The 23,869-nt window shown below is 75.9% G+C and carries 21 protein-coding genes; 7 read left to right on the top strand and 14 right to left on the bottom strand.

All coding sequences use genetic code 11. The features are described 5' to 3' along the window. Window positions 1-109 precede the first annotated feature (109 nt). Window positions 110-6,067 carry a DUF4011 domain-containing protein gene (locus ACI799_RS02075; RefSeq protein WP_456612292.1) on the top strand — a complete coding sequence of 1,986 codons (5,958 nt, stop codon included), beginning with the start codon at window positions 110-112 and terminating at the stop codon, window positions 6,065-6,067. Window positions 6,068-6,141: 74 nt separating this feature from the next. Further along, window positions 6,142-6,477, top strand: a complete 336-nt coding sequence (locus tag ACI799_RS02080; RefSeq protein WP_456588561.1) for a hypothetical protein — start codon at window positions 6,142-6,144, stop codon at window positions 6,475-6,477. Between the two features lie 27 nt (window positions 6,478-6,504). Here the strand turns inward: ACI799_RS02080 and ACI799_RS02085 are convergent, their stop codons facing one another. From ACI799_RS02085 to ACI799_RS02100, 4 genes are read right to left on the bottom strand one after another with little or no spacing between them, the layout of a single operon-like run. Continuing rightward, on the bottom strand, window positions 6,505-7,563 hold the full coding sequence (locus tag ACI799_RS02085) for a DUF3048 domain-containing protein (RefSeq protein WP_456598618.1): 1,059 nt from the start codon (window positions 7,561-7,563) through the stop codon (window positions 6,505-6,507). Between the two features lie 57 nt (window positions 7,564-7,620). Further along, the gene (locus ACI799_RS02090) at window positions 7,621-8,043 is read right to left on the bottom strand and encodes a hypothetical protein (RefSeq protein WP_456596327.1); all 423 of its coding nucleotides are present in this window, start codon (window positions 8,041-8,043) and stop codon (window positions 7,621-7,623) included. A 55-nt stretch (window positions 8,044-8,098) separates the two neighbouring features. Continuing rightward, on the bottom strand, window positions 8,099-10,318 hold the full coding sequence (locus tag ACI799_RS02095) for a SpoIIE family protein phosphatase (RefSeq protein WP_456612293.1): 2,220 nt from the start codon (window positions 10,316-10,318) through the stop codon (window positions 8,099-8,101). A 10-nt stretch (window positions 10,319-10,328) separates the two neighbouring features. After that, complete coding sequence (locus ACI799_RS02100; protein WP_456596325.1) at window positions 10,329-10,679, bottom strand: STAS domain-containing protein; 351 nt, start codon at window positions 10,677-10,679, stop codon at window positions 10,329-10,331. A 67-nt stretch (window positions 10,680-10,746) separates the two neighbouring features. On the opposite strand from ACI799_RS02100, the gene ACI799_RS02105 reads away from it, so the two are divergent. After that, window positions 10,747-11,175, top strand: coding sequence for an ATP-binding protein (locus ACI799_RS02105; protein ID WP_456612294.1), 429 nt, complete (start codon window positions 10,747-10,749; stop codon window positions 11,173-11,175). Between the two features lie 12 nt (window positions 11,176-11,187). Here the strand turns inward: ACI799_RS02105 and ACI799_RS02110 are convergent, their stop codons facing one another. Beyond that, on the bottom strand, window positions 11,188-11,727 hold the full coding sequence (locus tag ACI799_RS02110) for a flavodoxin family protein (RefSeq protein WP_456612295.1): 540 nt from the start codon (window positions 11,725-11,727) through the stop codon (window positions 11,188-11,190). Window positions 11,728-11,859: 132 nt separating this feature from the next. Between ACI799_RS02110 and ilvA the strand changes: the two genes are divergently transcribed. Further along, window positions 11,860-13,137 carry a threonine ammonia-lyase IlvA gene (gene ilvA / locus ACI799_RS02115; RefSeq protein ID WP_456598622.1) on the top strand — a complete coding sequence of 426 codons (1,278 nt, stop codon included), beginning with the start codon at window positions 11,860-11,862 and terminating at the stop codon, window positions 13,135-13,137. Window positions 13,138-13,237: 100 nt separating this feature from the next. Here the strand turns inward: ilvA and ACI799_RS02120 are convergent, their stop codons facing one another. Next, window positions 13,238-13,885 carry a response regulator gene (locus ACI799_RS02120; protein WP_456612296.1) on the bottom strand — a complete coding sequence of 216 codons (648 nt, stop codon included), beginning with the start codon at window positions 13,883-13,885 and terminating at the stop codon, window positions 13,238-13,240. After that, window positions 13,882-15,165 (bottom strand): sensor domain-containing protein, encoded by a 1,284-nt coding sequence (locus tag ACI799_RS02125; RefSeq protein WP_456612297.1) that lies wholly within the window; start codon window positions 15,163-15,165, stop codon window positions 13,882-13,884. The genes ACI799_RS02120 and ACI799_RS02125 overlap by 4 nt, the downstream gene beginning before the upstream one ends. 165 nt (window positions 15,166-15,330) lie before the next feature. Here ACI799_RS02125 and ACI799_RS02130 point away from each other — a divergent pair, with 165 nt between their 5' ends. The 3 genes from ACI799_RS02130 to ACI799_RS02140 are packed head-to-tail and all read left to right on the top strand — an operon-like array spanning window position 15,331 to window position 17,500. Continuing rightward, entirely contained in the window at window positions 15,331-16,269 is a 939-nt protein-coding gene (locus ACI799_RS02130; protein WP_456612298.1) for an ABC transporter ATP-binding protein, read from the top strand. Further along, the gene (locus ACI799_RS02135; RefSeq protein WP_456612299.1) at window positions 16,266-17,048 is read left to right on the top strand and encodes a hypothetical protein; all 783 of its coding nucleotides are present in this window, start codon (window positions 16,266-16,268) and stop codon (window positions 17,046-17,048) included. Before ACI799_RS02130 ends, ACI799_RS02135 begins: the two co-directional genes overlap by 4 nt. Window positions 17,049-17,053: 5 nt before the next feature. Next, window positions 17,054-17,500, top strand: a complete 447-nt coding sequence (locus ACI799_RS02140; protein WP_456612300.1) for a TIGR02611 family protein — start codon at window positions 17,054-17,056, stop codon at window positions 17,498-17,500. A 44-nt stretch (window positions 17,501-17,544) separates the two neighbouring features. Here ACI799_RS02140 and ACI799_RS02145 read toward each other — a convergent pair whose 3' ends face one another. The 7 genes from ACI799_RS02145 to ACI799_RS02175 all read right to left on the bottom strand — a co-directional run bounded on the left by ACI799_RS02145 (window position 17,545) and on the right by ACI799_RS02175 (window position 23,780). Beyond that, entirely contained in the window at window positions 17,545-18,114 is a 570-nt protein-coding gene (locus ACI799_RS02145) for a putative immunity protein (protein ID WP_456598628.1), read from the bottom strand. 16 nt (window positions 18,115-18,130) lie between these two features. After that, entirely contained in the window at window positions 18,131-19,087 is a 957-nt protein-coding gene (locus tag ACI799_RS02150) for a D-2-hydroxyacid dehydrogenase family protein (protein WP_456588547.1), read from the bottom strand. 22 nt (window positions 19,088-19,109) lie between these two features. Then, on the bottom strand, window positions 19,110-19,337 hold the full coding sequence (locus ACI799_RS02155) for a hypothetical protein (protein ID WP_456588546.1): 228 nt from the start codon (window positions 19,335-19,337) through the stop codon (window positions 19,110-19,112). Between the two features lie 40 nt (window positions 19,338-19,377). Beyond that, the gene (locus ACI799_RS02160; RefSeq protein ID WP_456588545.1) at window positions 19,378-19,533 is read right to left on the bottom strand and encodes a hypothetical protein; all 156 of its coding nucleotides are present in this window, start codon (window positions 19,531-19,533) and stop codon (window positions 19,378-19,380) included. 53 nt (window positions 19,534-19,586) lie between these two features. After that, entirely contained in the window at window positions 19,587-20,216 is a 630-nt protein-coding gene (locus ACI799_RS02165) for a hypothetical protein (protein ID WP_456588544.1), read from the bottom strand. A gap of 100 nt (window positions 20,217-20,316) precedes the next feature. Continuing rightward, window positions 20,317-20,478 carry a hypothetical protein gene (locus tag ACI799_RS02170; protein ID WP_456588543.1) on the bottom strand — a complete coding sequence of 54 codons (162 nt, stop codon included), beginning with the start codon at window positions 20,476-20,478 and terminating at the stop codon, window positions 20,317-20,319. 110 nt (window positions 20,479-20,588) lie between these two features. Continuing rightward, the gene (locus ACI799_RS02175) at window positions 20,589-23,780 is read right to left on the bottom strand and encodes a carboxyl transferase domain-containing protein (protein ID WP_456612301.1); all 3,192 of its coding nucleotides are present in this window, start codon (window positions 23,778-23,780) and stop codon (window positions 20,589-20,591) included. Window positions 23,781-23,869: the final 89 nt, after the last annotated feature.

Consider the following 23,869-nt stretch of genomic DNA (forward strand, 5'->3'; position numbering starts at 1 on the left):
TGGCCGCGGATCTGTGATCCCCGGCAACGATCGGGCTCTCCTGTCACATCCGCCCCTCCCGTCGGGGACCATGGGCGGACCAGTCCGTCCGACCCGGTAGACAGGTGACATGGAGAGCCCTGCCGACATCCAGCTCGGTGATGTCGTCGCGCCGCCGACGGTGGTCTCCATCGAGCTGACCTCCACGCCGGTGCTCAGCTACGCGCTGGCGCACAACCGCATCCCGGTCGTGTCGCGCCTGGCGCTCACCTCGCAGCGCTCGCTGCGCGGGGTCACCGTGCGCCTGTCGGTGCGCGACGCCGAGGGGCCGATCGCGCAGGCCGTCGAGCTGCTGGCCGACGTCGACGGCGGCCGCACCACGGTGCTCACCGGGATCGGCCTGGTCATGGACCCGGCCGCGATGCTGCACGTCGAGGAGCAGCGCCCCGGCGTCGTCGACGTCGAGGTGTGGCTCGACGACACGCTGATCGGCGAGGCCTCCGCGCCGGTGCAGGTCCTCGCCGCCAACCAGTGGCTGGCCACTCCCCTGCCGCTGGCGCTCGAGATGCTCGCCGCGCACGTCATGCCCAACCACCCCGCGGTGACCGGGCTGGTCACCGAGGCCGGCGAGCTGCTGGCGGAGCGGACCGGCAGCGGCGCCATGGTCGGCTACGCGGCCACCGCCGAGCGGGTGGACGAGGTGGTCGCGGCGCTGGCCGAGGTCGTGCGCCGCCGCGGGGTCCGCCACTCCGAGCCGCCGCTGAGCTGGGCCGACCTCGGCCAGCAGGTGCGCTCCCCCGGCGACGTCCTCACCTGGCGGGTGGCCACGCCCCTGGACGCTGTCGTCCTCCTCGCGGCGGCGCTCGAGCAGGCCGGCATCCGGCCGCTGCTCTGGCTGGCCGAGGGCGCCGGCGGGGTGCCGGCGGGCGGGGCGATGGCGGGCGGGGCGCACGCCTTCCTCGGCTACTGGCGGGAGGAGCGCAGCTCCGAGTCCGCCGCCACGACCGACGGCGCGCCACTGGTCAACCTGGTCGACCTCGGGCTGATCGGCCTGGTCGAGACCACGCTGCTCACCGGCGCGGGCGAGCCCGGCGCCGACCTGCACGCCCCGGCGTACGAGCGCTGGCTCGCCGGCGAGCTCGAGCGCGTCCTCGGCGTCACCGACGTCCACCGCGCCCGGCGCGACGGCATCCTCCCGCTGCCGGCGCGCGCCCGGACGCCGGAGGGCCTGCTGCAGGTCGTGGAGTACCGGCCGGCCGAGCACAGCGCCCCGGCGTTCCCCGCCGGGCCGGTGCCGGCCCACCAGCCGAGCCGTCCCGAGGCGCCGCCCCGGGTGCAGCAGTGGAAGAACGCGCTGCTGGACCTGAGCCTGCGCAACCGGCTGGTCAACTACACCGAGCGCGCCGGGCTGCCCCTCACGCTGCCGGGCACCGCGCTGCCGATCCTGGACAACTTCATCCACGACGGCACCCCGATCACGCTGCTGCCGGGCGACCGGCTGGCGGCCGTGCAGACCGAGCGCGGGCTCGCCGGCGCCGGCGACCTGCCCGCCGAGCGGCTCACCGAGCTGCTGGTCGAGCGGCGCGAGGTGCACGCCGACGTCACCTCCGGCGGGTACCTGCCCCGGCTGCGCAACCTCGCCTACCGGGCCAAGACGGTGCAGGAGGAGACCGGCGCCAACAACCTCTACCTGGCGCTCGGCTCGCTGGTGTGGGAGCTCGACGGCCGACCGCTGCGCTCCCCGCTGCTGCTGGTGCCGGTCGTCCTCGCGCCGGTCGGGCGCACCGGCTCCTACCGGCTGTCGCTGGACGAGTCCGGGGCGAGCACCCCGAACTACTGCCTCCTGGAGAAGCTGCGCCAGGTGCACGGCCTGGTGGTCCCGGCGCTGAGCGACACCGCGGAGAGCACCCCGGACCTCGAGCGCGCCCTGGAGGCGGTGCGGGTGGGCCTCGTCGGCCACGGCCTGCCCTACCGGGTCGAGGCGACGGCGGACCTGGCGATCCTGCAGTTCGCCAAGTACCGCCTCTGGAAGGACCTCGACGAGCACTGGGGCGACTTCAGCCGGAACCCGCTGGTGCACCACCTCGTGCACGAGCCGACCGAGCCCTTCCTCGACCCGGCGCGCGACTCCGCCGCCCACGTGGACCTCGACGAGCTCGCCGGCCGGCTGCCCGTCCCCGCCGACGCCTCCCAGCTGCGCGCGATCGCCGAGGCCACCGCCGGCCGCACCTTCGTGCTGGAGGGCCCGCCCGGCACCGGCAAGTCGCAGACCATCACCAACCTGCTCACCCGCGCGGTCGCCGACGGCAAGCGCGTGCTGTTCGTCGCCGAGAAGCGCGCCGCGCTCGACGTCGTGGCCCGTCGGCTGGACGCCGTGGGCATGGGCATGTTCGCCCTCGACCTGCACGACAAGGGGTCGCGCGCGTCGATGGTCCGGGCGCAGATCCGGCTGGCGCTGGAGCACGCGATCGCCGTCGACGAGCAGGGGCTGGCCACCGACTCGGAGACGCTGCGCTCGGCCCGCCGGCAGCTGGCCCGCTACGCCGACCGGCTGCACGCCGAGAACGCCGTCGGCCTGTCGCTGTACACCGCGCGCACCGCGGAGCTCACCGCCGGCACCGACGTCCCCGCGCTCCCGGTGCCCGAGCCGTTCGTGGCCAACGCCCCGGCCGAGGTGCTGACCGCCGTCCGCCGGGCGCTGGCGCTGCTGCCCGACATCGCCGACCTCACCCGGCCGTCGCCGCGGCACCCGTGGGCGTTCGTCGACTCCCCCGAGATCGATCTGCCGGCGGCCCGCGCGGCCGCGGCCGAGGTCGACGCGGCGGTCCGCGAGGTGTCCGGGTTCCCCGAGCTCGGCGGCGTGCTCCGCCACGTCCGGACGCCGGAGGACCTCGACGCGCTGGTGCACCTGCTCTCGGGCCCCCCGGTGGGCCTCGACGTGCTCGACGAGACGTTCAGCGGCCGCTGGACCACGGCGACCGGCGCGGTGCTCGGCGAGGTCGCCGCCTTCACCGCGTTCCGGCACCCCGGCCTCGACGTCGCGACCCCCGAGGTGCTCGCACTGCCCCTGGCCGAGATCTACGTCCGCGCGCAGACGGCCGCGGCCTCCGGGTGGTGGGGCCGCCGGAAGCGGCTGGTCGCGGTGCGCGACGAGATCGCCGCCGCCCTGCGACCGGGGGCGAAGGTGCGGCCCAGGGACGTCCCTCTGCTGGTGGAGAACCTGTGGCGGGTGCAGACGGCGGTGCAGGCGATCGCCGGCCGGGTCGGCTCCGTGCCGGGGCTGACCGCGCCGCCGAGCTGGAACCCCTTCACCGACCCCGGGCTGCTCGAGCGCCAGGTGGAGTGGCTGCGCCGCGCCGGCATCGCCGTCGACGGGTCCTCGCCCTTCCACGTCGCGCTGCGCAAGCTGATCGTCGCCGGCATGCCCGCCGCACCGGAGCCCGCCGAAGCCGTCGCTCGGCTGCGCGACGCCCTCACGTCGCTGCTGGCCGTCTGCCGCAGCTCGTCGGACCAGCTCGCCGCCTGGGCCGGTGAGGACGGCCTGGTGCTCCGCTGGTCGATGACCCGCCCGGAGCGCGGCCTGCTGACCCCGTCCGGGTCCGGCGCGGAGCGCTCGGTGCTCGTGTCCCTGCGCCGCTGGGTCTCCTTCCTCGACACCCTGGAGCCGCTGCGCTACGCCGGGCTCTTCGACGCCCGGACGATGCTGATCACCGGCGCCGTCGCGGCCGACGACGCGGTGCGCGCGCTGGACCGCGGCCTGGCGACCGCGTCGGTGGCCGAGCGGCTGGTCGCCACCGGGCTGGACGCCTTCGACGCCGAGGCCCACGAGGCGGCGATCGCCCGGTTCACCGAGGCCTCGCGGGCCGTCCGCCAGCACCTGACGGCCGCGCTGCCGGCGTCGGTGCTGGCCGCGAGGCCCTTCGACGCCGCGATGGGCACCGGCCAGGTCGGCGCGCTGCAGCGGGAGCTGGCCAAGCAGCGGCGCGGCCTGGGCGTGCGGCAACTGCTGGCCCGGTACGGGGAGCTGATCACCGCCGTCATGCCGTGCGTGCTGGTGTCGCCGGACTCGGTGGCCCGGTTCTTCCCGGCGCGGGCCGACCAGTTCGACCTGGTCGTCTTCGACGAGGCCTCGCAGATCCGGGTGGCCGACGCCATCGGGGCCCTGGGCCGGGCCCGGGCCGCCGTGGTGGTCGGTGACTCCAAGCAGATGCCGCCGACGTCGTTCCTCGAGCCGACGACCACGGCGAGCGACGACTCGGTGGAGCTGGTGGAGACCGCGGTCGAGGACGAGGAGTCGATCCTCGGCGAGTGCGTGCAGGCGCGGGTGCCGCGGCACTGGCTGTCGTGGCACTACCGCAGCCAGGACGAGTCGCTCATCGCCTTCTCCAACGCCCAGTACTACGACAGCCGGCTCTCCTCCTTCCCGGCGCCCACGCACGGGCGCGCCTCGGCCGAGCCCGACGGGCGCGGGGTCTCGCTGGTGCGGGTGCCCGGGACGTTCCACCGCTCGGGTGCCGGCCGGCTGCTGCGCACCAACCCGGTCGAGGCGAAGGCGATCGTCGCCGAGATCCGCCGCCGCTTCGACGCCGTTCCGCAGTGGGAGGGCATCGACGCCGTCCCCTCGATCGGCGTGGTCACCTTCAACGCCCAGCAGCGCTCCTACATCGAGGCGCTGCTGCGCGACGCCGACGACGACCGGCTCTCCGCCGCGCTCGACCGCACCGACGGCGAGGGCCTGTTCGTCAAGAACCTGGAGAACGTGCAGGGCGACGAGCGCGACGTCGTCTTCTTCTCCACCGGCTTCTCCCCCACCGCCGACGGCACGCTGCCGCTGAACTTCGGCCCGCTGAACCGGCAGGGCGGCGAGCGCCGGCTCAACGTGGCGATCACCCGGGCCCGGCGCCAGGTCGTCGTCTTCACCTCCTTCGACCCGGCGCAGCTGCGGGCCGAGGAGACCTCCTCGGTGGGCATCAAGCACCTGCGGGCCTACCTCGACATGGCCGAGCAGGGCACCGACGTGCTGCCGCGCTCACCGCGCTCGGCGGCGGTGGTCGACCGGCACCGCGAGCAGATCGCGGCCGCGCTGCGCGAGCGCGGGCTGGTCGTGCGCACCGACGTCGGCCTCTCGGAGTTCCGGATCGACCTGTCGATCAGTCGAGCCGCCGACCCGGAGACCCCGCTGATGGCGGTGCTGCTGGACGGGCCGGCGTGGGCGCGCCGCGGCACGGTCGGCGACCGGGACGGGCTGCCGCCGGAGGTGCTGGGCGACATGCTGCGCTGGCCGGTCGTCGAGCGGGTGTGGCTGCCGGCGTGGCTGGCCGATCCGGCCTCCGTCGTCGACCGGCTGGTCGCCGCTGTGGACGCCGCCCCCGCGGTCACCCGGCCGACGCCCGACCCGGTGCCGTTGCCCACCGCCGCCGTCGAGTCGTTCAAGGGCGTGGCCGCGCTGCGCTCCTCGGTGACCTCGATGGCGGTGCCGACAGCGACCGCCCGCCCGGCGCCCAAGGCGGCCGCGAAGAAGCCCGCCGGACCGACCGCCCTGGAGGGCGAGACACCGTTCGTGCCGTGGATCCCCAAGACCGCCGGCGAGAAGTCGGTGCTCGACGAGCTGCCGGCCTCGAAGGCCGCGCGCGCGGTGCGCCGGGTGATGGTCGCCGGCATCAAGGCCGAGGGGCCGGTCCACGTGGACCGGCTGGCCAAGCTCACCGTGGGCGCGTTCGGGCTCAACCGGGCCACGGAGGCGCGCAAGCAGATGCTGCTGTCCCTGCTGCCGCCGTCGGCCGTCGACGGGGAGCACCTGTGGCCCGAGGGGATCGACCGGGCCACCTGGACCGGGTTCCGCCGGCAGGTGTCGAGCACCGACCGGCCGCTCGAGCACGTGGCACCGGAGGAGGTTGCGAACGCGATGGCGGCGCTGTGCCGGGCGGCCGCGGGGATGCAGCGCGAGGAGCTGCTGACCGCGACCGCCACGGTCTTCGGCTACAAGCGGCGCGCCGCCTCGGTGACGCCGGTGCTGGAGAAGGCGCTGGCCTGCGCACTGGACTCCGGCCGCCTCATCGAGCAGCCGACCGGCCTGCTGACCGCCTGACCCGGACGGGGGATGCAGCACGGAACCGCTTCGGTCGATTCCTTGAGAGCACAACGATTTCAAGGAGGAACGTCTTGCGCATCGCCTGCCGGGCCACGGTGCCCGCCACCGAGAACCAGGTCATGACCGCCGTCCAGGAGGTCCTCGACCGGCGCGGGTCGATGGCGCACGCCCCGGTCACCATCGCGGTGTCCGACGCCGTTGCGCTCGGCATCGCCGGCTTCTTCACCAGCCACACCGACTCCGGGCAGGTGCTGGACCGCTTCTTCCGGGGTGGCGACGTCGACAGCACCGCGCTGCTCGAGGCCATCCAGTTCGAGCAGGGGTATGCCTCGGCCGAGCAGCACTCCGCGCTGCACTGCCTCGCGGGCTGGGTGCACGCCCGGGTGCACGCCCGCAGCGCCGCCTGAACCCGCGGCCGGCCCCTCGCCGTCGGCTCAGCCGACTGTGACCGACCCGGTCCGGACCGGCACCAGCTCCACCCAGGTCGTGCCGGGGGCGAGGAACACCGGGTTGCCGTCCGGCCCGGTCAGCGCGACCGGATCCGCCGGGCCGCCCTTGGCCCAGGTGGCGGCGAGCGTCTTGCCGCCCGTGGCGACGAGCGCCTCTCCCCCGCCGACCATCACCGTCTCCGGCACCGGGTTGCCGGCCGGGTCGGTGAACGCGGTGTCGACGACCTCGACCCGCAGGACCACGACGTTGGTCGCGCGCAGCGGCGTGCCGTCGGCCTCGACCGCGGGGACGCCGGCCTCCGCGCGCACCCAGCGACCGTCGGGCGGGCTCCACGTCCAGCGCGGCCGGCTGATGCCGGAGAGCTTCAGGTCCACGACGCCGGTGGGCACACCCGCCAGCACCGCGCCCGCCTCCTCCGGGGTCCGGGCCAGGAGGAACTGGCCGCCGGGCGGCTTCCCGTGGGCCTGGTCGGCCTGCGCCAGGAACGCGTGCGGATCGGCGTAGGTGTTGTGCGGGGCGGACCGGCCGGGCAGCCGGTGGAAGCCGCCGGCGCCGGCGTCCTGGCTGACCACCTGCAGCCCCGAGGCCGCAACGGCGTCGACGAACGGCCGCTGCCCGCCGGAGAAGGCGAAGAGCCCGCCCAGCGGGGCGGCGATGGCGGCGTCCATGGGCCGCACCGAGCGCACCGGGCCGATCTCGGCCGGCACGGTGGAGTGGTAGACGGCGACGTAACGGGGGATGCCGCCCTCGACGACCTGCTCCCACACCATGTCGGCGGCGTTGAGCCCCGTCTGCGGGCGGGCGTCGACCGAGTTCTCGATCTTCACCGCCAGCGCGGGCCGGTAGACGTCGGTGCCCTGGCTGTCCAGGCCGGTGAGCGGCCACAGCACCGGCGGAGGCGGCGGGGTGGTCGACGCGGGCGCCGCGGCCGGGGTGCCCGGCTCGGTACCGCAGGCGGCGAGCGCCGCGACGAGGAGCATCGCCGTCCCGAGACGGCGGGCGGGGGCAGCGAGCCGAGGAGCCCACCGAGTGGAAAGGGTCACGCTCGCACTCCTCCGACGTGGGCAGGTCCGGCTCCCGCACGGGGCCGACCGCCGACGCTAGGGCGACACCCGGCCGGAACCGGCCCGCCGCTCCGCCGCCCGCACCCTTCGTACTGCACCCGTTACACGGCTCCCGGCGGCGGCGGCGAACCACCCGCAGCCGAGCAGGGTGAGCGTTCCGGCGACGACCGTGGGCGCCCACGCCGGCTCCTGGCGCACGACGTCCCCCGTGCCCGGCTCGGTCCAGGTGCAGACCACGCCGATCGGCCAGGCGGACGCGGTCCCCGCCACCCGCCAGGACTCGTGGGGCGGGGAGTACGGCGCGCCGCGCGACGTGCACACCTCGTGGCGCCCGTCGCCCACGGCCGGTGCCCAGGCGACCGCGAGCGTGCCCACGGCGACGGCGAGGCCGAGCAACACCAGCACGAAGCCCGGCGCGCTGCCGGGCCGCGCCGGGCGGCCCGTCGTCCCGTTCCGCACGCGAGCAGGGTGCCTCAGCACGCGCCGCCCCCGCGGCACGGACACACGCGATGGCTCAGGTGCGGGCGATCCCGAGCAACGTCACGTCGTCGGTCCGCGGTGGGTCGAGCGCGGCGAGCACCGCGTCGAGCAGGGCCTGCGGTTCCACCGGCCCTCCCGCGACGGTTGCGCGCAGCTGCTCCAGCCCGGCGGTCAGCCCTCCCGCCCCACGCTCGACGAGCCCGTCGCTGACCAGCAGCAGGCGGTCGTCGCCCTGGAGGATCAGCCGTGCCTCTCGGTAGCCGGCGACGTCCAGCAGCCCCAGTGCCGGACCCCGGCCCTCGTGCAGGTAATCGGCGTCGCCGCCGCTCGCGTGCAGCACGGGCAGGTGCCCGGCGTTGGCGATGGCCACCGCGCCGGTGGCCGGGTCCAGCTCGACGACGACGGCGGTCGCGAGCTCACCGGGCAGCAGCGCGGCGATGAGCTGGTTCAGCCCGTCGAGGGCGGCGGCGGGGCCGGCGGCGCGCAGCAGGTGGGCGCGCAGCGCGTGCCGGAGCTGGGCGGTGATCGCCGCGGCGGCGAGCCCGTGCCCGGCGACGTCGCCCAGCACGATCGACACCCGGCCACCGGGCAGCGGCACCAGGTCGTACCAGTCACCGCCGACGACGTCGAACTCGCTGGGCAGGTAACGGGCGGCCAGCTCCACGCCGGGCACCGTCGGCAGCTGCTCCAGCAGCAGCGTGCGCTGCAGGGCGGCGGACAGCCGGTTGTCCTCCGTCGCACGGTTCACGGCGGTCTCGGTGAGCAGGCCGGCCAAGGCGCGCGCGGCGGCGACCTCGTGCGCGCGCCACGGCTGCGCCGTCTCGCGCACCGTCTCGCTCCAGGCGTCGAACGAGCGGCGCGGGCTCAGCCGCGGCCCGGCGTCGGTCTGCGCCGTCTTCGGGGTGTGCGGGTTGCCGCCCCAGGTCACCTCGCGCAGCGTCTCCGGCCGGAACCAGGCGACGAAGTCCCCACGGCCGCCGGCCACCTCGGCCACCTCGGCCACCAGGACGCCGCTGGCGGTGCCGGCGAGATCGGCCGCCTCGGGAGCGACCCGGCTGACGGTGTCGGTGGCGGGTACCCCGGCGTCGAGCAGCGCCCGCACGAGCGGGACCACCCGATCCGCCGGCGGGGTGGTGCCGAGCAGGTGGAGCTCACCACCGATCCGCACGGCCGCGCCGCCGGCGGGGATCAGGTCCAGCGCGGTGACGTCGCCCTCGGTGAGGGCCTTGCCCGGCCTGCGCGGGGCACGGCCGATGGCGGCAGCGAGCTCGGCCTGCCGCTGGGCGACGTCGACGACGCCGCTCTGCTCACCGGCGACCACAGTCGTGGGCAGCAACAGCGAGGCGGTGCGCCCGAGGAACTCGGCAGCGATCCGGTCGGTGTAGGAGGGGCGGCGCGGGCCGGCGTAGTGGTGGCAGGCGATGAGGCCCCAGAGCCTGCCGCGGTCGATCAGCGAGATCGACATGGAGGCGACCACACCCATGTTGGCCAGGTACTCCAGGTGCACCGGCGAGACGCTGCGCAGCATCGCTCCGGAGAGGTCCAGCGGGCGTCCCTCGACCGTCCCGGGCTCCAGCGGGACCGGCTGGTAGGTGGCGTCGGGGATCAGCCGCATCCAGTTGGCGGCGTAGAGCGCCCGGGCCTGGGCCGGGATGTCGCTGGCGGGGTACCAGAGGCCCAGGAAGGGATCGAGGTCCGCGCGGCGGTCCTCGGCGATCACCTCGCCGTTCCACGCGGAGTCGAAGCGGTAGACCATCACCCGGTCGAAGCCGGTGAGCGCGCGCAGGTCGCGGGCCAGCACGTCGGACAGCTCGTCGAGGGTGCCTGCGGCCGACAGACGCTGCAGCACGCTCGGCAGCCGGCGGTGCCAGGCGCTCCCGGCCTCCTCGGCGCCGCGGACCGGTTCCCACTCGGTGACCAGCAGCCCGTCGGCGCGGTGCGCGACGAGGTCGACGTCGGTGCCGGCCACCCGCACCCGCAGGGGGTTCAGCTCGGCGAGGTCGCCCGCCAGACCCGCGCGCAACCGAGCGGCGTCGGCCGGCTGGAGCAGCTCGTCGAGCGAACTGCCGGCGACCGGGCGGCCGAAGAGGTGCGCGGCGTTGGCGGAGGCGACGACGACCCCGAGGCCGGGCTCGGCCACCGCGAGGAGCACACCGTGCGGCTGCACCGCGCCCGGGACGGCGATCGGCTCCTCGGCGCAGCGGGCGAGCGCGTCGTCGTCGACGGTGGTGGGGCCTGCTGGGGAGCTCGTCACCGAGGGGACGTTACGTGGCGACGGGGTCGGGCAGGTCGCCGACGGAATCCACGATCGGCACCACCGCCTCGAGCTTCAGCAGCTCGATCGGCAGCCGCACGGGGCGGTTGCTCCGGGGGGCGAGGACGTGCAGCTCGGCGCCGACGGCAGCGGCCCGGCGAGCGACGGAGATGAGGGTGCGGGCGCCGGAGGAGTCGAGGAAGACCGTCGGCGTCAGGTCGACCACGACCGCCTCGGGCGCGGTGGCCAGCAGTGCCTCGGCGGCCTCGGCCAGCTGCGGGGCCGTGGCGATGTCCAGCTCACCCCGTACGGTGAGGCCCGGTCGCCCGGCGACCGTCGTGCGCTCCACGTCGAACAGCACTGTTCACCTCCCGCACCACATCGCCCCGGGGTCCGAGGGTAGGCCACCGGGGAAGGGGAGGGCGACCGTGAACATCGACTTCAGCGTGCGGTTGCCCACCGACGCGCACAGCGTGCCGCTGGCGCGCGGGCTGCTGCGGCAGGCGCTCGAGCACTCGGCGGTGCCGCAGACTGCCATGGACGAGATCCTGCTGGCGCTCACCGAGGCCTGCGCGAACGTCGTCGACCACGCCGCCGAGCACGGGGCCTACGAGGTCGCCGTCTCGATCGACGAGGCGGTGTGCCGGATCAGCGTGCTCGACGGCGGCGCCGGCTTCGACGCCGACGCCACCGAGGACGCACCCACCTCGCCCCTGGACGACCGGGGGCGCGGGCTGGTGCTGATGCGCGCGCTCGTCGACCGGTTGCGCTTCGTGCAGGAGGACGGCCGGCACCGGGTGACCTTCGAGAAGCGGCTGGGCACCCAGTCGCACCTTCGGCTGCTCGACCCGCTGTGACCGGTCCGCGGCTCAGCCCCGCACCGGGATCGGGTGCGGCGCCACCAGTTCGCCCAGCGCCTGCCCCCACCGCCGGGCCCGGTCCTCCTCGCCGTCCAGCAGCGGGCCGACGACGTCCGCGACGAGGAAGTGCTCGGCCGGTGCAGCCAGGGTCGCGCCCAGCCGGCGGAGCAGCTTCTCCTCGGTCCGGGCCGCGTGGTCGAGCGCGGTGACCAGCACCGGGCGGTCCATCCGGGTGTCGAAGGCGGCGGCCTGGATGCCGCGCGGCAACCACACCGTGTCCAGCCACTCGTGCAGCCCGAAGGGGACGTCGGGGACGTCCGCTCCGTGCTCCCGGACAGCGCTCTCCCGGGTGACCGGCCGGGGCATGCCGAAGGCGTGCGTGGGACCGCCGACCACGAGCAGCCGCACGTCGGCCAGCACCTGGATGGGGGCCTCGCGCGCGCAGGCGACGTCGACCGACAACCGGCCGCACAGCCCGTGGGCGACCGCCATCGCCACCCGTTTCGCGTCCCCGGACACCGATTCGTAGACGACCAGGGCTCCGGGCATCGACCTCACCGCCTCGCGCGCCGCTTCCGGGGGCGCCGACCGTAGGCCCGCGCGGCCACCCGTGGGGCAGATCACCCACCAAACCGTGACCTCCCCGTCCGGGCACGGGGCGTGTCGTCGACGATGGGCGGTGTGAGCAGCACTCCTGGCGACGACGCGGTGCCCGACTCCTTCGCCACCGCGGTCCGGGAGGCGGGCCGCCGGCTGGCCGGGGTGGCCGAGCGGACGCCGTTGCAGCGCAACGCCCGGCTCTCCGGGCTCACCGGCGCCGACGTGTGGCTCAAGCGCGAGGACCTGCAGGTGGGCCGCTCGTACAAGATCCGCGGCGCCTACAACACCATCTCCGGGCTGGACGACACCGCCCGGGCGGCCGGTGTGGTCTGCGCGAGCGCCGGCAACCACGGGCAGGGGGTGGCCTACGCCTGCCGCGCCCTGCAGGTGCCCGGCCGGGTCTACGTGCCCGGGACGACGCCGCGGCAGAAGCGGGAGCGGATCGCCGCGCTCGGCGGCGACATGGTCACGCTCGTCGTCGCCGGCGACTCCTACGACGAGGCCGCCGCCGCGGCCGCGGTGGACGCGGCCACCACCGGGGCGGCCCTGGTGCCGGCGTTCGACGCGCTGAGCACCGTGACCGGGCAGGCGACGGTGGCGGTGGAGCTCCTCGAGCAGCTGGGCGCCGCGCCCGACGTCGTCGTCCTGCCGGTGGGCGGCGGCGGGCTGCTGGCCGGGTGCGGCACCTGGCTGCGCCACCACTCCCCCACCACCCGGCTGGTCGGGGTGGAGCCCGCGGGGGCGGCCGGCATGGCGGCGGCGCTGGCCGCCGGGGAGCCGGTGGAGCTGCCGGAGATGGACACGTTCGTCGACGGCGCGGCGGTGCGGCGGGTGGGCACGGTGACCTATCCGCTGGTGCGCGACTCCGGCGCCGAGCTGCTCGCCGTACCCGAGGGCCAGATCTGCACCGAGATGCTCGACCTGTACCAGGCCGACGGCATCATCGCCGAGCCCGCGGGCGCGCTGTCGCCGGCGGCGGTGAGCGGTGGCCTGGTGGCCGTGGAGCCTGGGCAGACCGTCGTCTGCCTGCTGTCGGGGGGCAACAACGACGTCAGCCGGTACTCCGAGGTGGTCGAGCGGTCGCTGGTGCACCGCGGCCTCAAGCACTACTTCCTGGTCGAGTTCCCGCAGGAGCCGGGTGCGCTGCGCCGGTTCCTGGACGAGGTGCTCGGCCCGGACGACGACATCGTGCTGTTCGAGTACGTGAAGCGGGACAACCGGGAGACCGGCGCGGCGCTGACCGGGATCGAGCTGGGGAGCGCGGACGGGCTGCCGGCGCTGCTGGCCCGCATCGAGGCGAGCCCGCTGCGCATCCAGCTGGTGGCGCCGGGCACGACGGCGTACCGCTTCCTCGTGTAGCTCGTAGGGCCTTGCCCAGCCCCGTAGCGAGTGTGCAGGTGGTGCCGCTCCCGCCGGCGCGTCGTCCCGTGTCGACGACCGCAACTGCGCTCTCGGTGGGTCACGCGGTCATGAAGCCGCTCTCGTAGGCGGCGATGACGGCCTGTGTGCGGTCCCGGGCGCCCAGCTTGAGCAGCACGCTGCTGACGTGGGTCTTCACCGTCTCTCGGCTGAGGAACAGCTCGGTGGCGATCTCGGCGTTGGACAGCCCACCGGCGACCAGCCGCAGCACGTCGGCCTCGCGGCCGGTGAGCTCCGGCAGCGCGGCGGCGCCGCGGGCGCGCGACGGCGCGTGCGAGGCGATCAGCCGCCGGGTCAGGTCGGGCAGCACCAGGGAGGTGCCGCGGGCGACCACCCGGATCGCGTCGACCAGCTCGTCGGGGTCGGCCCGCTTGAGCGCGAAGCCGCTGGCGCCGGCCTGGAGGGAGCGGAACAGGTAGTCGTCGTCCTCGAAGGTGGTCAGCACCAGCACGCGCGGCCGCTGCGGATCGCGGGCGACCAGCTCGGCGGTGGCGGCGATGCCGTCCATGTCGGGCATGCGCACGTCCATGAGGACGACATCGGGGTCGGTGCGCGCGGCCACGTCGAGGGCCTCCCGGCCGGTGCCGGCGTCGCCGACCACGGTCAGGTCGGGCTCGCTCTCCAGGATCACCCGCAACCCCGACCGGACGAGCACGTCGTCGTCGACGAGGACCAGCCGCAGCGTCACGCCGCGCCCGCCAGCGGGAGGGAGACGCACAGCTCGAAGCCGCCGGACGGCGTGGGCTCTGCGCTGAGCGTGCCGCCGGCCGCGGCGGTGCGCTCCCGCAGCCCGGCCAGCCCGCGCCCGCCGCCGGGGCCGGGCCGGCTGTCCAGCTGCGAGGCCCGCTCGTTGCAGACGCGCACGACCAGCGCGTCGCCGTCGCGGACGACCTGGGCGACGGTCAGCGGGGTGCCCACGTGCCGGAGCACGTTCGTCGTCCCCTCCTGCACGACCCGGTAGGCGAGCTCCTGCACGCCGGGCGGCACGTCGTCGACCTGGCCGTCGACCACGAGGGCGACCGGCAGGCCGCCGTCGCGCAGGCCGGCGAGCAGGCCGTCGAGGTCGGCGAGGGTGGGTGCGGCGAAGGGGGCGGGGTCACGGCCCCCGTCCTCGGCCCGCAGGACGGTGAGCACCCGGTCGAGCTCGGCCAGTGCGCTGCGGGTGTTGGTCTCGATGTGCTCGAGCGCCTGCCGGGCGAACTCCGGCTGGGGCGGGCGGTCGTCGGCGGGGGTGAGCGTGCGCCGCGCGGCGGTGGCCTGCAGCAGGCTCGCGGTCAGCGCGTGGCCGATGGTGTCGTGCAGGTCGCGGGCCAGCTTGTTGCGGTCGGCGAGCCGGCGGCTGCTCTGCTGCAGCGCCGCGATCTGCTGCTCGGCCCCGGCGCCGAGCAGCCGGGGGGCGACCGAGGCGGACAGCCGCACCACCAGGTCGAGCAGCACGAGGGTCACCACGGCGACGACGGCCATCAGCGCGAGCAGCGGCAGGGCGGTCACCACGTTCCAGCGGGCCTCGAACCAGAGGCCGGTGAGCGCCACGATGCCGAAGAAGAGGGTGGCGAGCGTGGCCACGCCCAGCAGCACCCGGACGCCCAGCCAGCCGACCGCCCGCCAGGTGCCGGCCGACACCACCAGCCGCCGCACCTTGGCCACGACGCCGGGGAGGTGCCGCACGCGCTCCCCCTCGGGGATGTCGACGGCCAGGAGGGTGCGGGTCAGCCGGCGCTCGAGCCCGGCGAACCCGCGGGCGGCCGCCAGCACGGCGAGGATGAGGAGGACCCCGACGCCGTAGATCACCGCCACGACCGAGCCCACCAGCGCGAAGTAGAAGGCCGCGCAGAGGAGGCCGATGGGCAGGGTCGCGAGCGCGTACAGGACGCGGCCGGGCCAGCCGGGGCTCGCCGCGGTGGCGACGACCGACCGCAGCCCGGTGGCGATCTCGGCCGCGGACCGCGGGAACGTCGACGGGGGCACGGTTCGATCCTGGCCGACCGGAGCGCCGGGCGATTCCCCCGCCGGTGTGCCCCGGTCCTCCCCCACGCGGGGGACCCGGGTCGGCGCTGTGGGGTGATCCGCCCGGCCGCCCGCTGCCGGAACGCTTCCAGCCATGACCGATCCCCTCATCCCTGCGAGCTCCGCATGATCCAGGTCCGCGAGCTGACCAAGCAGTACGGCGCCGTCCGCGCCGTCGACCACCTGACCTTCGACGTCCGGCCCGGCAAGGTGACCGGCTTCCTCGGTCCGAACGGCGCGGGCAAGTCCACCACGATGCGCATGGTGCTCGGGCTCGACCGGCCCACCTCCGGCCAGGCGCTGGTGGCCGGCCGGCCGTTCCCCCGCCTCGGCGAGCCGCTGCGGGCCGCCGGTGCGCTGCTCGACGCGCAGGCGATGCACCCGGGGCGCAGCGGCCGCGACCACCTGCGGGTCGCCGCCCGCACGCACGGCATCCCGGTGCGGCGGGTCGACGAGGTCATCGACCAGGTCGGGCTGGGATCCGCCGCCCGGCGACGGGTGAAGGGCTACTCGCTGGGCATGCGGCAGCGGCTGGGCATCGCCAGCGCGCTGCTCGGCGACCCCGCCGTCCTGCTGTTCGACGAGCCGATGAACGGCCTCGACCTCGACGGCGTCCGGTGGATCCGCCGGCTGGTGCGCGACCTGGCCGACGAGGGCCGCACGGTGCTGCTGTCCAGCCACCTGATGAGCGAGATGGAGCAGACCGCCGACCACCTGGTCATCATCGGCCGCGGGCGGCTCATCGCCGACGCCCCGATCACCGAGGTGATGCGCGGCCAGCACGCCGGCCGGAAGGTCGTGGTGCGGACGCCGTCGGCCGACGACCTGGCCGGCGCCCTCCTGCGCCGGGGGCTGCGGGTGCACCCCACCGGCGACGGCGACCTGCTGGTCGAGGGCGCCTCCGCCGAGACCGTGGGCGACGTGGCGCTCGAGACCGGCGTGGCCGTGCACCGGCTGGCCGAGCAGCAGCACTCCCTCGAGGAGATCTACCTCGACCTCACCGGGGACAGCGTCCAGTACCGGGTGGCGGCGGCCCCCGAGCCGGCCGGGCAGGTGCGGGCATGACCGCCGCGACCCTGCGGGCGGCGCAGCCCGGCAGTGCGACGGTGCTCGCGCGGGCGGCGGGCGCCGAGTGGCTGCGGCTGCGCACGGTGCGCGCGACGTGGTGGTGCCTGCTGGCGGCTGCGGTGGCGACCGTCGGCATCGGGACCATGGCCGCCGTCGACGAGGCGGAGATGTCGAACGCCTCGGGGACGACGGTGGCGGCGACGGTCGCCGGCGAGTTCGGCACGCTGGTCGGGCAGTTCGCGCTGCTGGTGCTGGTGCTGCTCGCGGTCACCTCCGAGTACGGCAGCGGGGCGATCGCGCCGACGCTGCAGTGGACGCCGCGCCGGGGTGTGCTGCTCGCCGCTCGGGTCACCGTGCCGGTGGCCGTGGTGACCGTGGCGGGGGTGCTGCTCGCCCTCATCGCCGACCTCCTCGCGAAGCTGGTCGCGCCCGACCTCGTGCTGTCCTCCGGTGGCCTGACCGACAGCCTGGGGCGGGTCGCGGCGGTGCTCGTGGCCGGCGGCGTGCTCACCGCCGGCGTCGGCTTCCTGCTGCGGTCGACGGCGGGTGCGCTGGCGACCGTGTTCCTGCTGCAGCTGGTGCTGCCGCTGCTGCTCCCGGCCTTCGGGGCGTGGGCGGCCGAGGTCGGCGAGTGGCTCCCGGGGTCGGGCGCCGTCTGGACCCTGCTCGGGGAGCCGGACCTGACGGCCGGCCACGCGGCGGCGCTGCTGGGCGGGTGGGCGGTGGCGGCCCTGGCGGCCGGTGGCTGGTCGCTGCTGCGGCGGGACGCCGGGTGACGGGCGTGGGCGTCGGAGTCGGGGTCGGGACCGGGGCCGGCGTGGATCGCGCCGGCCCCGGCCGGTTCGGCCCGCGTCAGCGGACGGCGTGGCGACGTCGGCTGGCGGCCTCGCGGCCGCTCGAGCAGGCGTACCGGGCGGGCGTCGGGTTCGTCGGGACCGTGATCGTCCTGGTCGGCCTGGTGACCGTCCCGCTGCCGGGCCCGGGCTGGCTGACCGTGCTGGCCGGGCTGGCCGTGCTCGCGTCGGAGTTCACCTGGGCCGAGCGGCTGCTGGCGGTCACCCGTCGGCACGTCATCCGGTGGACCGGGTGGGTGGCCGCCCAGCGGCCGGCGGCCCGCCTGCTCCTCGCGGCGGCGACGACCCTGCTGGTCCTCGGCACGCTCCTGCTGACCATGGCGGTCGTCGGGGTGCCCGGATGGCTGCCCGGATGGCTTCCCGGAGGGCGGTGAGCGCGCGTCGCTCCACCGGGTGGGCGGTGCCCGCGGCGCGCGGCTCAGGGCTCCCGCAGCGATGCGTCCAGCACGTGCAGCAGCTGCCCCACCCGATCGGTGCCTGCGGGTGGGCGCGGATAGCGCCGGACCACGTCCGCGAGGTCCGGGGTCGCGCGCAGCCGGGCCCGCCCGAGGTGCCGGTCCCCGACGCCGGGCTCCCCGCCGGCCGCGAGCTCGGCTGCGCGGGCAGCATGCGCGGCAGCGCGCAGGATGTGCCCGACCTGGGACGCCCGGGCGGCGCTCGACGCCCAGCCGAGCACGGCGCCGGGCGGGTGGAGGTAGGCGGCCGCGGCGGCGTCACCGGCGGCGTGCGCCGCGTGCTTCGCAGGCCCGGTCGCGGCAGCCTTCGCGGCGCGGTGCGCGTCCAGCGAGGTGACCCGTTGCAGCGTCGACCGGCCCGCGCCCCGGACGAAGGCCCACGCCGCGTCGACCGCCGCGCGCGGCCGGTGGTCGTCGGGGTGCGCCCGCTCGAACAGCGGGAGCGCCTCCTCGGCGCACTCGACGGCGTACCGGGCGACCAGCCGCAGCTCGGCCGTCGTCAGCCCGGGATCACCCGGTCCGGTCTGCGGCACGGGGCCATTGTGCCGACTACGCGGGCTCGATCACCCGGATCGGCCGGCCGGCCATCCAGGCTGCGACGTCCTCGACGGCCTCCCCGTAGAAGACCTCGTAGGTGCCCCGGGTGACGTAGCCCAGGTGCGGGGTCAGCACCGCGCGGCGCAGCTCGCGCAGCGGGTGCTCCCGTGGCAGCGGTTCGGCGTCGTAGACGTCCAGGCCCGCGCCGGCGATCGCGCCGCGGCGGAGCACGTCGACCAGCGCGGCCTCGTCCACGATCGGGCCGCGGCTGGTGTTGACCAGGACGGCGGTGTGCTTCATCAGCGCCAGGTCGTCGGCGCCGATGAGGCCGCGGGTCCGCTTGGAGAGCAGCAGGTGCACCGTGACGACGTCCGCGGTCGCGAAGAGCTCGTCCTTCCCCACCAGCCGGGCGCCGACCTCGGCGGCCCGCTCCTCGGTGAGGTGCTGGCTCCACGCGACGACGTCCATGCCGAAGGCAGCGCCGATGCGGGCCACCTGCGCGCCGATCCGCCCCAGCCCGATGACGCCGAGCCGGGCGCCGTGCAGGTCGGTGCCGATCGTGGTCTGCCAGCCACCGGCGCGCATGGCGGCGTCCTCCTGCGGCACGTGCCGCACGGTGGCGAGGATCAGCGCCCAGGTGAGCTCGGCGGTGGCGGTGCCCGACGCCGCGGTGCCGCAGACGGTGATGCCGAGCTCGGCGGCGGCCGCGACGTCGATCGACTTGTTCCGCATGCCGGTGGTGACGAGCAACCGCAGGTCGGGCAGCCGTTCGAGCACGTCGCGTCCGAAGCGCGTGCGCTCCCGCATGGCGACGACGACGTCGACGCCGCGCAGCCGGGCGACCAGCGCATCCGGGTCGGCGACGGCGTCGGCGAACGTCACCACCTCGGCCGGTTCGGGCAGCCGGGACCAGTCGCAGAACTCGGCTGCGACGGACTGGTAGTCGTCCAGGACGGCGATGCGGTGCACGACCGCAAGGTCTACCGGACGCTCAGCCCTGCGGGCCGGTCGCGTCGGCGATGCCGCCCGGTTTGTCGCCGTCCTGGCCGCTCGGCGTCCGGGTCACGTCCCCGGACATGCCTCCCTCGGCCGCCCGGGGCGACTGCTCCCGTGCGGCGCCGACCTGGCCCTCCTCCGGGGTCTCCCCCGGCAGCCCCGCCTCGTTCGACGGGTCGTTCGCGCCGCCGTAGGGGCGGCCGGTCATCGATCCCTCGGTCATCTCGGCCCTCCTCGTACCCGGCCGGTCGACGCCGCCCCGGTCAGCGCGCGGTCGTGCCGCCGGAGCCGGTGCCCTTGCCCTTGTTCCTGAAGTTCGAGACGGCGTCCTTGATCTTCTGCTGGTTCTGCGGCTTCCTGGCCTCGTCCATGACCTTCTTGGCCATGCCACCCTTGGCGATCTTGCTCATGATTCCCATGCCCCGGTGGATGCCCACTGCGCCGGCACGGGAACCCCCGGAAGGCGATCGGATCACGCGGCCCCGGGCGGGTCGGCCTCCGCGTCGGGCCCGGCGCCCGGGTCGCGGGCGAGCAGGTAGGTGGCCACGCCGAGGATGATCCCGGCGGCGGCGGACAGCGCCACGATCACCGGGGTGCTGATCTCGCCGAGCACGGCGGTGAGCAGGTCGCGGGAGCGGGACGTGGGGTCGGCGAGGACCACCCCGACGAAGACGGCGACCAGCACCCCGGTCCCGGCGGCGGCGACGTGGGCGAGCCGGCCGGTGAACCCCATGCGGTCGCTCACGCTGCGGGCGGCCTTGACGATGCGTCCGGCGCGCAGGATGCGCAGGGCGCCGACCGTGCGCACCAGCCGCAGGATCTGGACCGGGCCGAGCGCGAAGACGACGGCGACGACCACCGCGACGGTGAGGGCGACCAGCCCCACGTGCCCGCGCAGCCAGGCACGCTTGTTCTCGGCGACGACGAGCAGGATCACCGTCTCGGCGACCAGCACCAGCCCGCTGACGGCGTCGATCGCGTGCCCGGCGGTGCCCAGCGTGCCCTCGGCGACGGTGAGGAACATGGCCGGGATCGAGGCCAGCGCGGCCACCAGGACCGGCACGGCGAGCCGCTCCTGCCAGCGCTCCTCGCGGGTCTTCACCGGGGCCCGGGAGGCGGACCCGGGAACGGGAGCGACCCCCGGCCGCGAGGCGGCTGCCTCGGGACCGGGGGTCGCTCCGTGGTTCCGCACGGTGCGGGGGTCAGCGGGTGGCGCCGCGACCCTTGCCGCCGCCGCCGCCACCGCTCTTGTTCTGGAAGTCCGCGATGAACTTCTTGATCTTCGCCTGGTTCTGCGGCTTCTTGGCCTCCTGGAACACCTTCGCCGCCACCCCGGACGCGATGAGCTTCCGCATCATTCCCATGTCTGCCTCCTCGTCGTCGCACCGGCTCGCCGGCCGGCCGGCTGATCAGGACCATCCCTGCCCCGCGGCGGCCCCCGCCAACCACCGGGCGGCAAGTCTCACCCGGTCGGTCACCAGGTGTCGACGTGCGGGCGCACCTTGCCCGGCGGCCGGGGGGTGGCCGCCGCCTCGCGGGTCAGCGTGGCGATCCAGCGGCGGGTGTCGACGGGGTCGATGACGTCGTCGATCTCCCAGTGCGCGGCGACGTTGAGGCCGCGGCCCTTCTCGTAGGCGGCGGCGACGGCGGCGTCGAACGCCGCCGCCCGCTCGGCGTCGTCCTCGATCGCGGCGAGCTCCCGGCGCATGCCGAGGCGCACCGCGCCCTCCAAGCCCATCGGCCCGAACTCGCTGGTCGGCCAGCCGACGGTGAACCGCGGCACCTTGGTGCTGCCCCCGGCCATCGCCTGCGCGCCCAGCCCGTAGGCCTTGCGGACGACGACGCTGCCGACCGGCACCGACAGGGTGGCGCCGGTGACGAACAGCCGGGAGAAGTGGCGCACCGTCGCCGTCTTCTCCGACTCCGGCCCGACCATGAAGCCCGGGGTGTCGCAGAGCGAGAGCACCGGCAGGCCGTGCGCGTCGCAGAGCTGGAGGAAGCGGGCGGCCTTGTCGGCGGCGTCGGCGTCGATGGCCCCGCCGAGATGCGTGGGCACGTTGGCGAGGACGCCGAGCGGCGCACCCTCGACCCGCGCCAGAGCGGTGATCATGCCGGCGCCCCAGCCGTCGCGGAGCTCGAGCACCGACCCCTCGTCGGCCAGCGCCCCCAGCACCGCGCGCATGTCGTAGACCCGCTTGCGGTTCTCGGGCACGAGGTGGCGCAGCAGCCGCTGGTCGGGGGCGGTCCACCCGGCCACCGGCCCCTGGAAGTACGACAGGTACTGCCGGGCCGCGGCGACGGCGGCGGCGTCGTCGGACACCCGGATGTCGACGACCCCGTTGGCGTGCTGGACGTCGATCGGCCCGATCTCCTCCGGTGCGACCACGCCGAGCCCGCCGCCCTCGATCATCGCCGGTCCGCCCATGCCGATGTTCGCGTCCTCGGTGGCGATGACGACGTCGCAGGTGCCGAGCAGCGCGGCGTTGCCGGCGAAGCAGCGGCCGCTGGCGATGCCGACGGTGGGCACCAGCCCCGACAGCCGGCCGAACAGGGCGAAGGCCGCCGTGTCGAGCGCGGAGACGACCGGGTGGTCGACGTCGCCGGGCCGCCCACCGCCACCCTCGGCGAAGAGGACGACCGGCAGCCGCCGCTTCTCCGCCAGCTCGAACAGCCGGTCCTTCTTCAGGTGCCCGCGCATGCCCTGGGTGCCGGCGAGCACCGTGTAGTCGTAGGAGACGACGACCGCCGGGTGGCCGGCGATGTCGGCGAGGCCGCCGACGACGCCGTCGGCGGGCGTCTTCCGCTGCAGCTCCTCGCGGCTGCGGCGGCGCTCCTGCGCGGCGAAGACCAGCGGCCCGTACTCCAGGAAGCTGCCCTCGTCGACGAGGTCGGCCAGGTTCTCCCGCGCCGTGCGCCGGCCCAGCGCGTGCCGCTTGGCGACGACCTCGGGGCGGTGCTCGTCGAGCCCCAGCTCGTGGCGGCGGCGCACCTCGGCGAGGTCGGGGCGGTCGGCGTCGAGGTCGATCGCCGCCGCGTCGGCCGCGGCGTCGCCGTCGGCGTGCTGCACGTCGGCGAGCAGCTGCCCCTGCCGCACGGTGTCGCCGACCCGCACCGCGATCCGGCGCACGGTGCCGCCGGCCGGCAGCGCGACGACGTGCTCCATCTTCATCGCCTCGAGGACGACGACCGCTCCCCCGGGCTCGACCGTGCTGCCCTCGGCCGCCGCGACCGCGACGACGGTGCCGGGGACCGGCGCGCGCAGCCCCTCCCCCGCCTCGGGCGCGGGCGCGGGCGCGGCGCTGCCGGCCAGCTCGGCGAGGTGGTCGTCGACGAAGGTGGTGGTGGCGCGTGCGGCGTCCGGGTGCGCGAGCAGGGCGCGGAGGAATTCGGTGTTGGTCGGGACGCCGGCGACCTGCACCTCGCCGAGCGCCCGGTGCAGGTGGCGCAGCGCGTCGGCGAGCGCGCCCTGCCGCTCGTGCACCACCACCTTGGCCAGCAGCGGGTCGTAGCGCGGGCTCTGCTCGGCGCCGGGGCGGGCGGCGGTGTCCACCCGCACGCCCGGGCCGCCGGGGAGCGCGAGGGCGGTGATGGTGCCGGCGGAAGGGACGACGGCGCCGTCGGCGGTGAGGGTCTCGGCGAGGACGCGGGCCTGGACGGCGGTGCCGACCGGACGGGGCGCACCGTCGGCCAGCCCCAGGTCGGCGAGAGTCGCGCCGGCGGCAACCCGCAGCTGCATGCGCACCAGGTCCAGGCCCAGCGTCTCCTCGGTGACCGTGTGCTCCACCTGCAGCCGCGGATTGCACTCCAGGAAGGCGAACCGCTCGGGCGCCCCGGCGGGCACGAGGAACTCGACGGTGGCCAGCCCGCGCAGCCCGACGTGCCGGGCGAGCGCCGCCGCCGCGTCGTGCAGCCGGCCGCGGACGGCATCCGGCAGGTCCGGTGCGGGGGCGATCTCGACGACCTTCTGCCGATTGCGCTGCAGCGAGCAGTCGCGGTCACCGAGGACGACCACGTCCGCGCCGGCGTCACCGAGCAGCTGCACCTCGACGTGCCGGGCGTCCTCGACCAGCTCCTCGGCCAGCAGCGCCTCGGTGCCGAACGCGACGCGGGCCTCGCCGGCCAGCGCGGCGACCGCGGCCGCGACGTCGTCGCCCCGGCGCAGGACGCGGGTGGCCCGCCCGCCCCCGCCGAACCGCGCCTTGAGCATCACCGCGCCGGTCGCGTCGAGCAGGTCGGCGACCTCCTGCGAGGTGGCGGCGTCGCCGGTGCCGTGCGGAACCGGCACGCCGGCGGCCTCGGCGGCCGCGCGGGCGAGCACCTTGTCACCGAGCGTCTCCAGGACGGAGGCGCCGGGGCCCACCACCGCCGGCGCCTCGCCGCTGACGCCGCACGCCCGGGGCAGCGCCGGGCTCTCGGAGAGGAAGCCGTAACCGGGGTGGATCAGCGCGCAGCCGGTGTCCACGGCGGCCTGCACGACCGCGGCGGCGTCGAGGTAGGCCGCCGGACCGCTGCCGGGGAGGAGGTGGACCTCGTCCGCGGCGGCGAGGTGCGGGGCGTGCGGCTCGTCGGCGGCGGCGACGGCGACCGACGTCAGCCCCTCGGCGGCGGCGGCGCGGGCGATGCGGACGGCGATCTCGCCACGGTTGGCGATCAGCAGGCGGGCCACCCGGCGATGCTCGCACGCCCCGCCGACCGGCCTGTGGCGGTGGTCACCCCGCAGACGACGGTGCCGCGGCCGGAAGGCCCGGTCGCGGC

This window comes from Blastococcus sp. SYSU DS0753 (genome assembly GCF_054051175.1).

Excerpts from the sequence above, each read along its gene's own strand:
- ACI799_RS02135 (WP_456612299.1), top strand. The coding sequence starts at position 16,266 with ATGACCGCCGCGACCCTGCGGGCGGCGCAGCCCGGCAGTGCGACGGTG.
- ACI799_RS02130 (WP_456612298.1), top strand. The coding sequence starts at position 15,331 with ATGATCCAGGTCCGCGAGCTGACCAAGCAGTACGGCGCCGTCCGCGCC.
- ACI799_RS02075 (WP_456612292.1), top strand. The coding sequence starts at position 110 with ATGGAGAGCCCTGCCGACATCCAGCTCGGTGATGTCGTCGCGCCGCCG.
- ACI799_RS02160 (WP_456588545.1), bottom strand. The coding sequence starts at position 19,533 with ATGGGAATCATGAGCAAGATCGCCAAGGGTGGCATGGCCAAGAAGGTC.
- ACI799_RS02155 (WP_456588546.1), bottom strand. The coding sequence starts at position 19,337 with ATGACCGAGGGATCGATGACCGGCCGCCCCTACGGCGGCGCGAACGAC.
- ACI799_RS02170 (WP_456588543.1), bottom strand. The coding sequence starts at position 20,478 with ATGGGAATGATGCGGAAGCTCATCGCGTCCGGGGTGGCGGCGAAGGTG.
- ACI799_RS02110 (WP_456612295.1), bottom strand. The coding sequence starts at position 11,727 with ATGCCCGGAGCCCTGGTCGTCTACGAATCGGTGTCCGGGGACGCGAAA.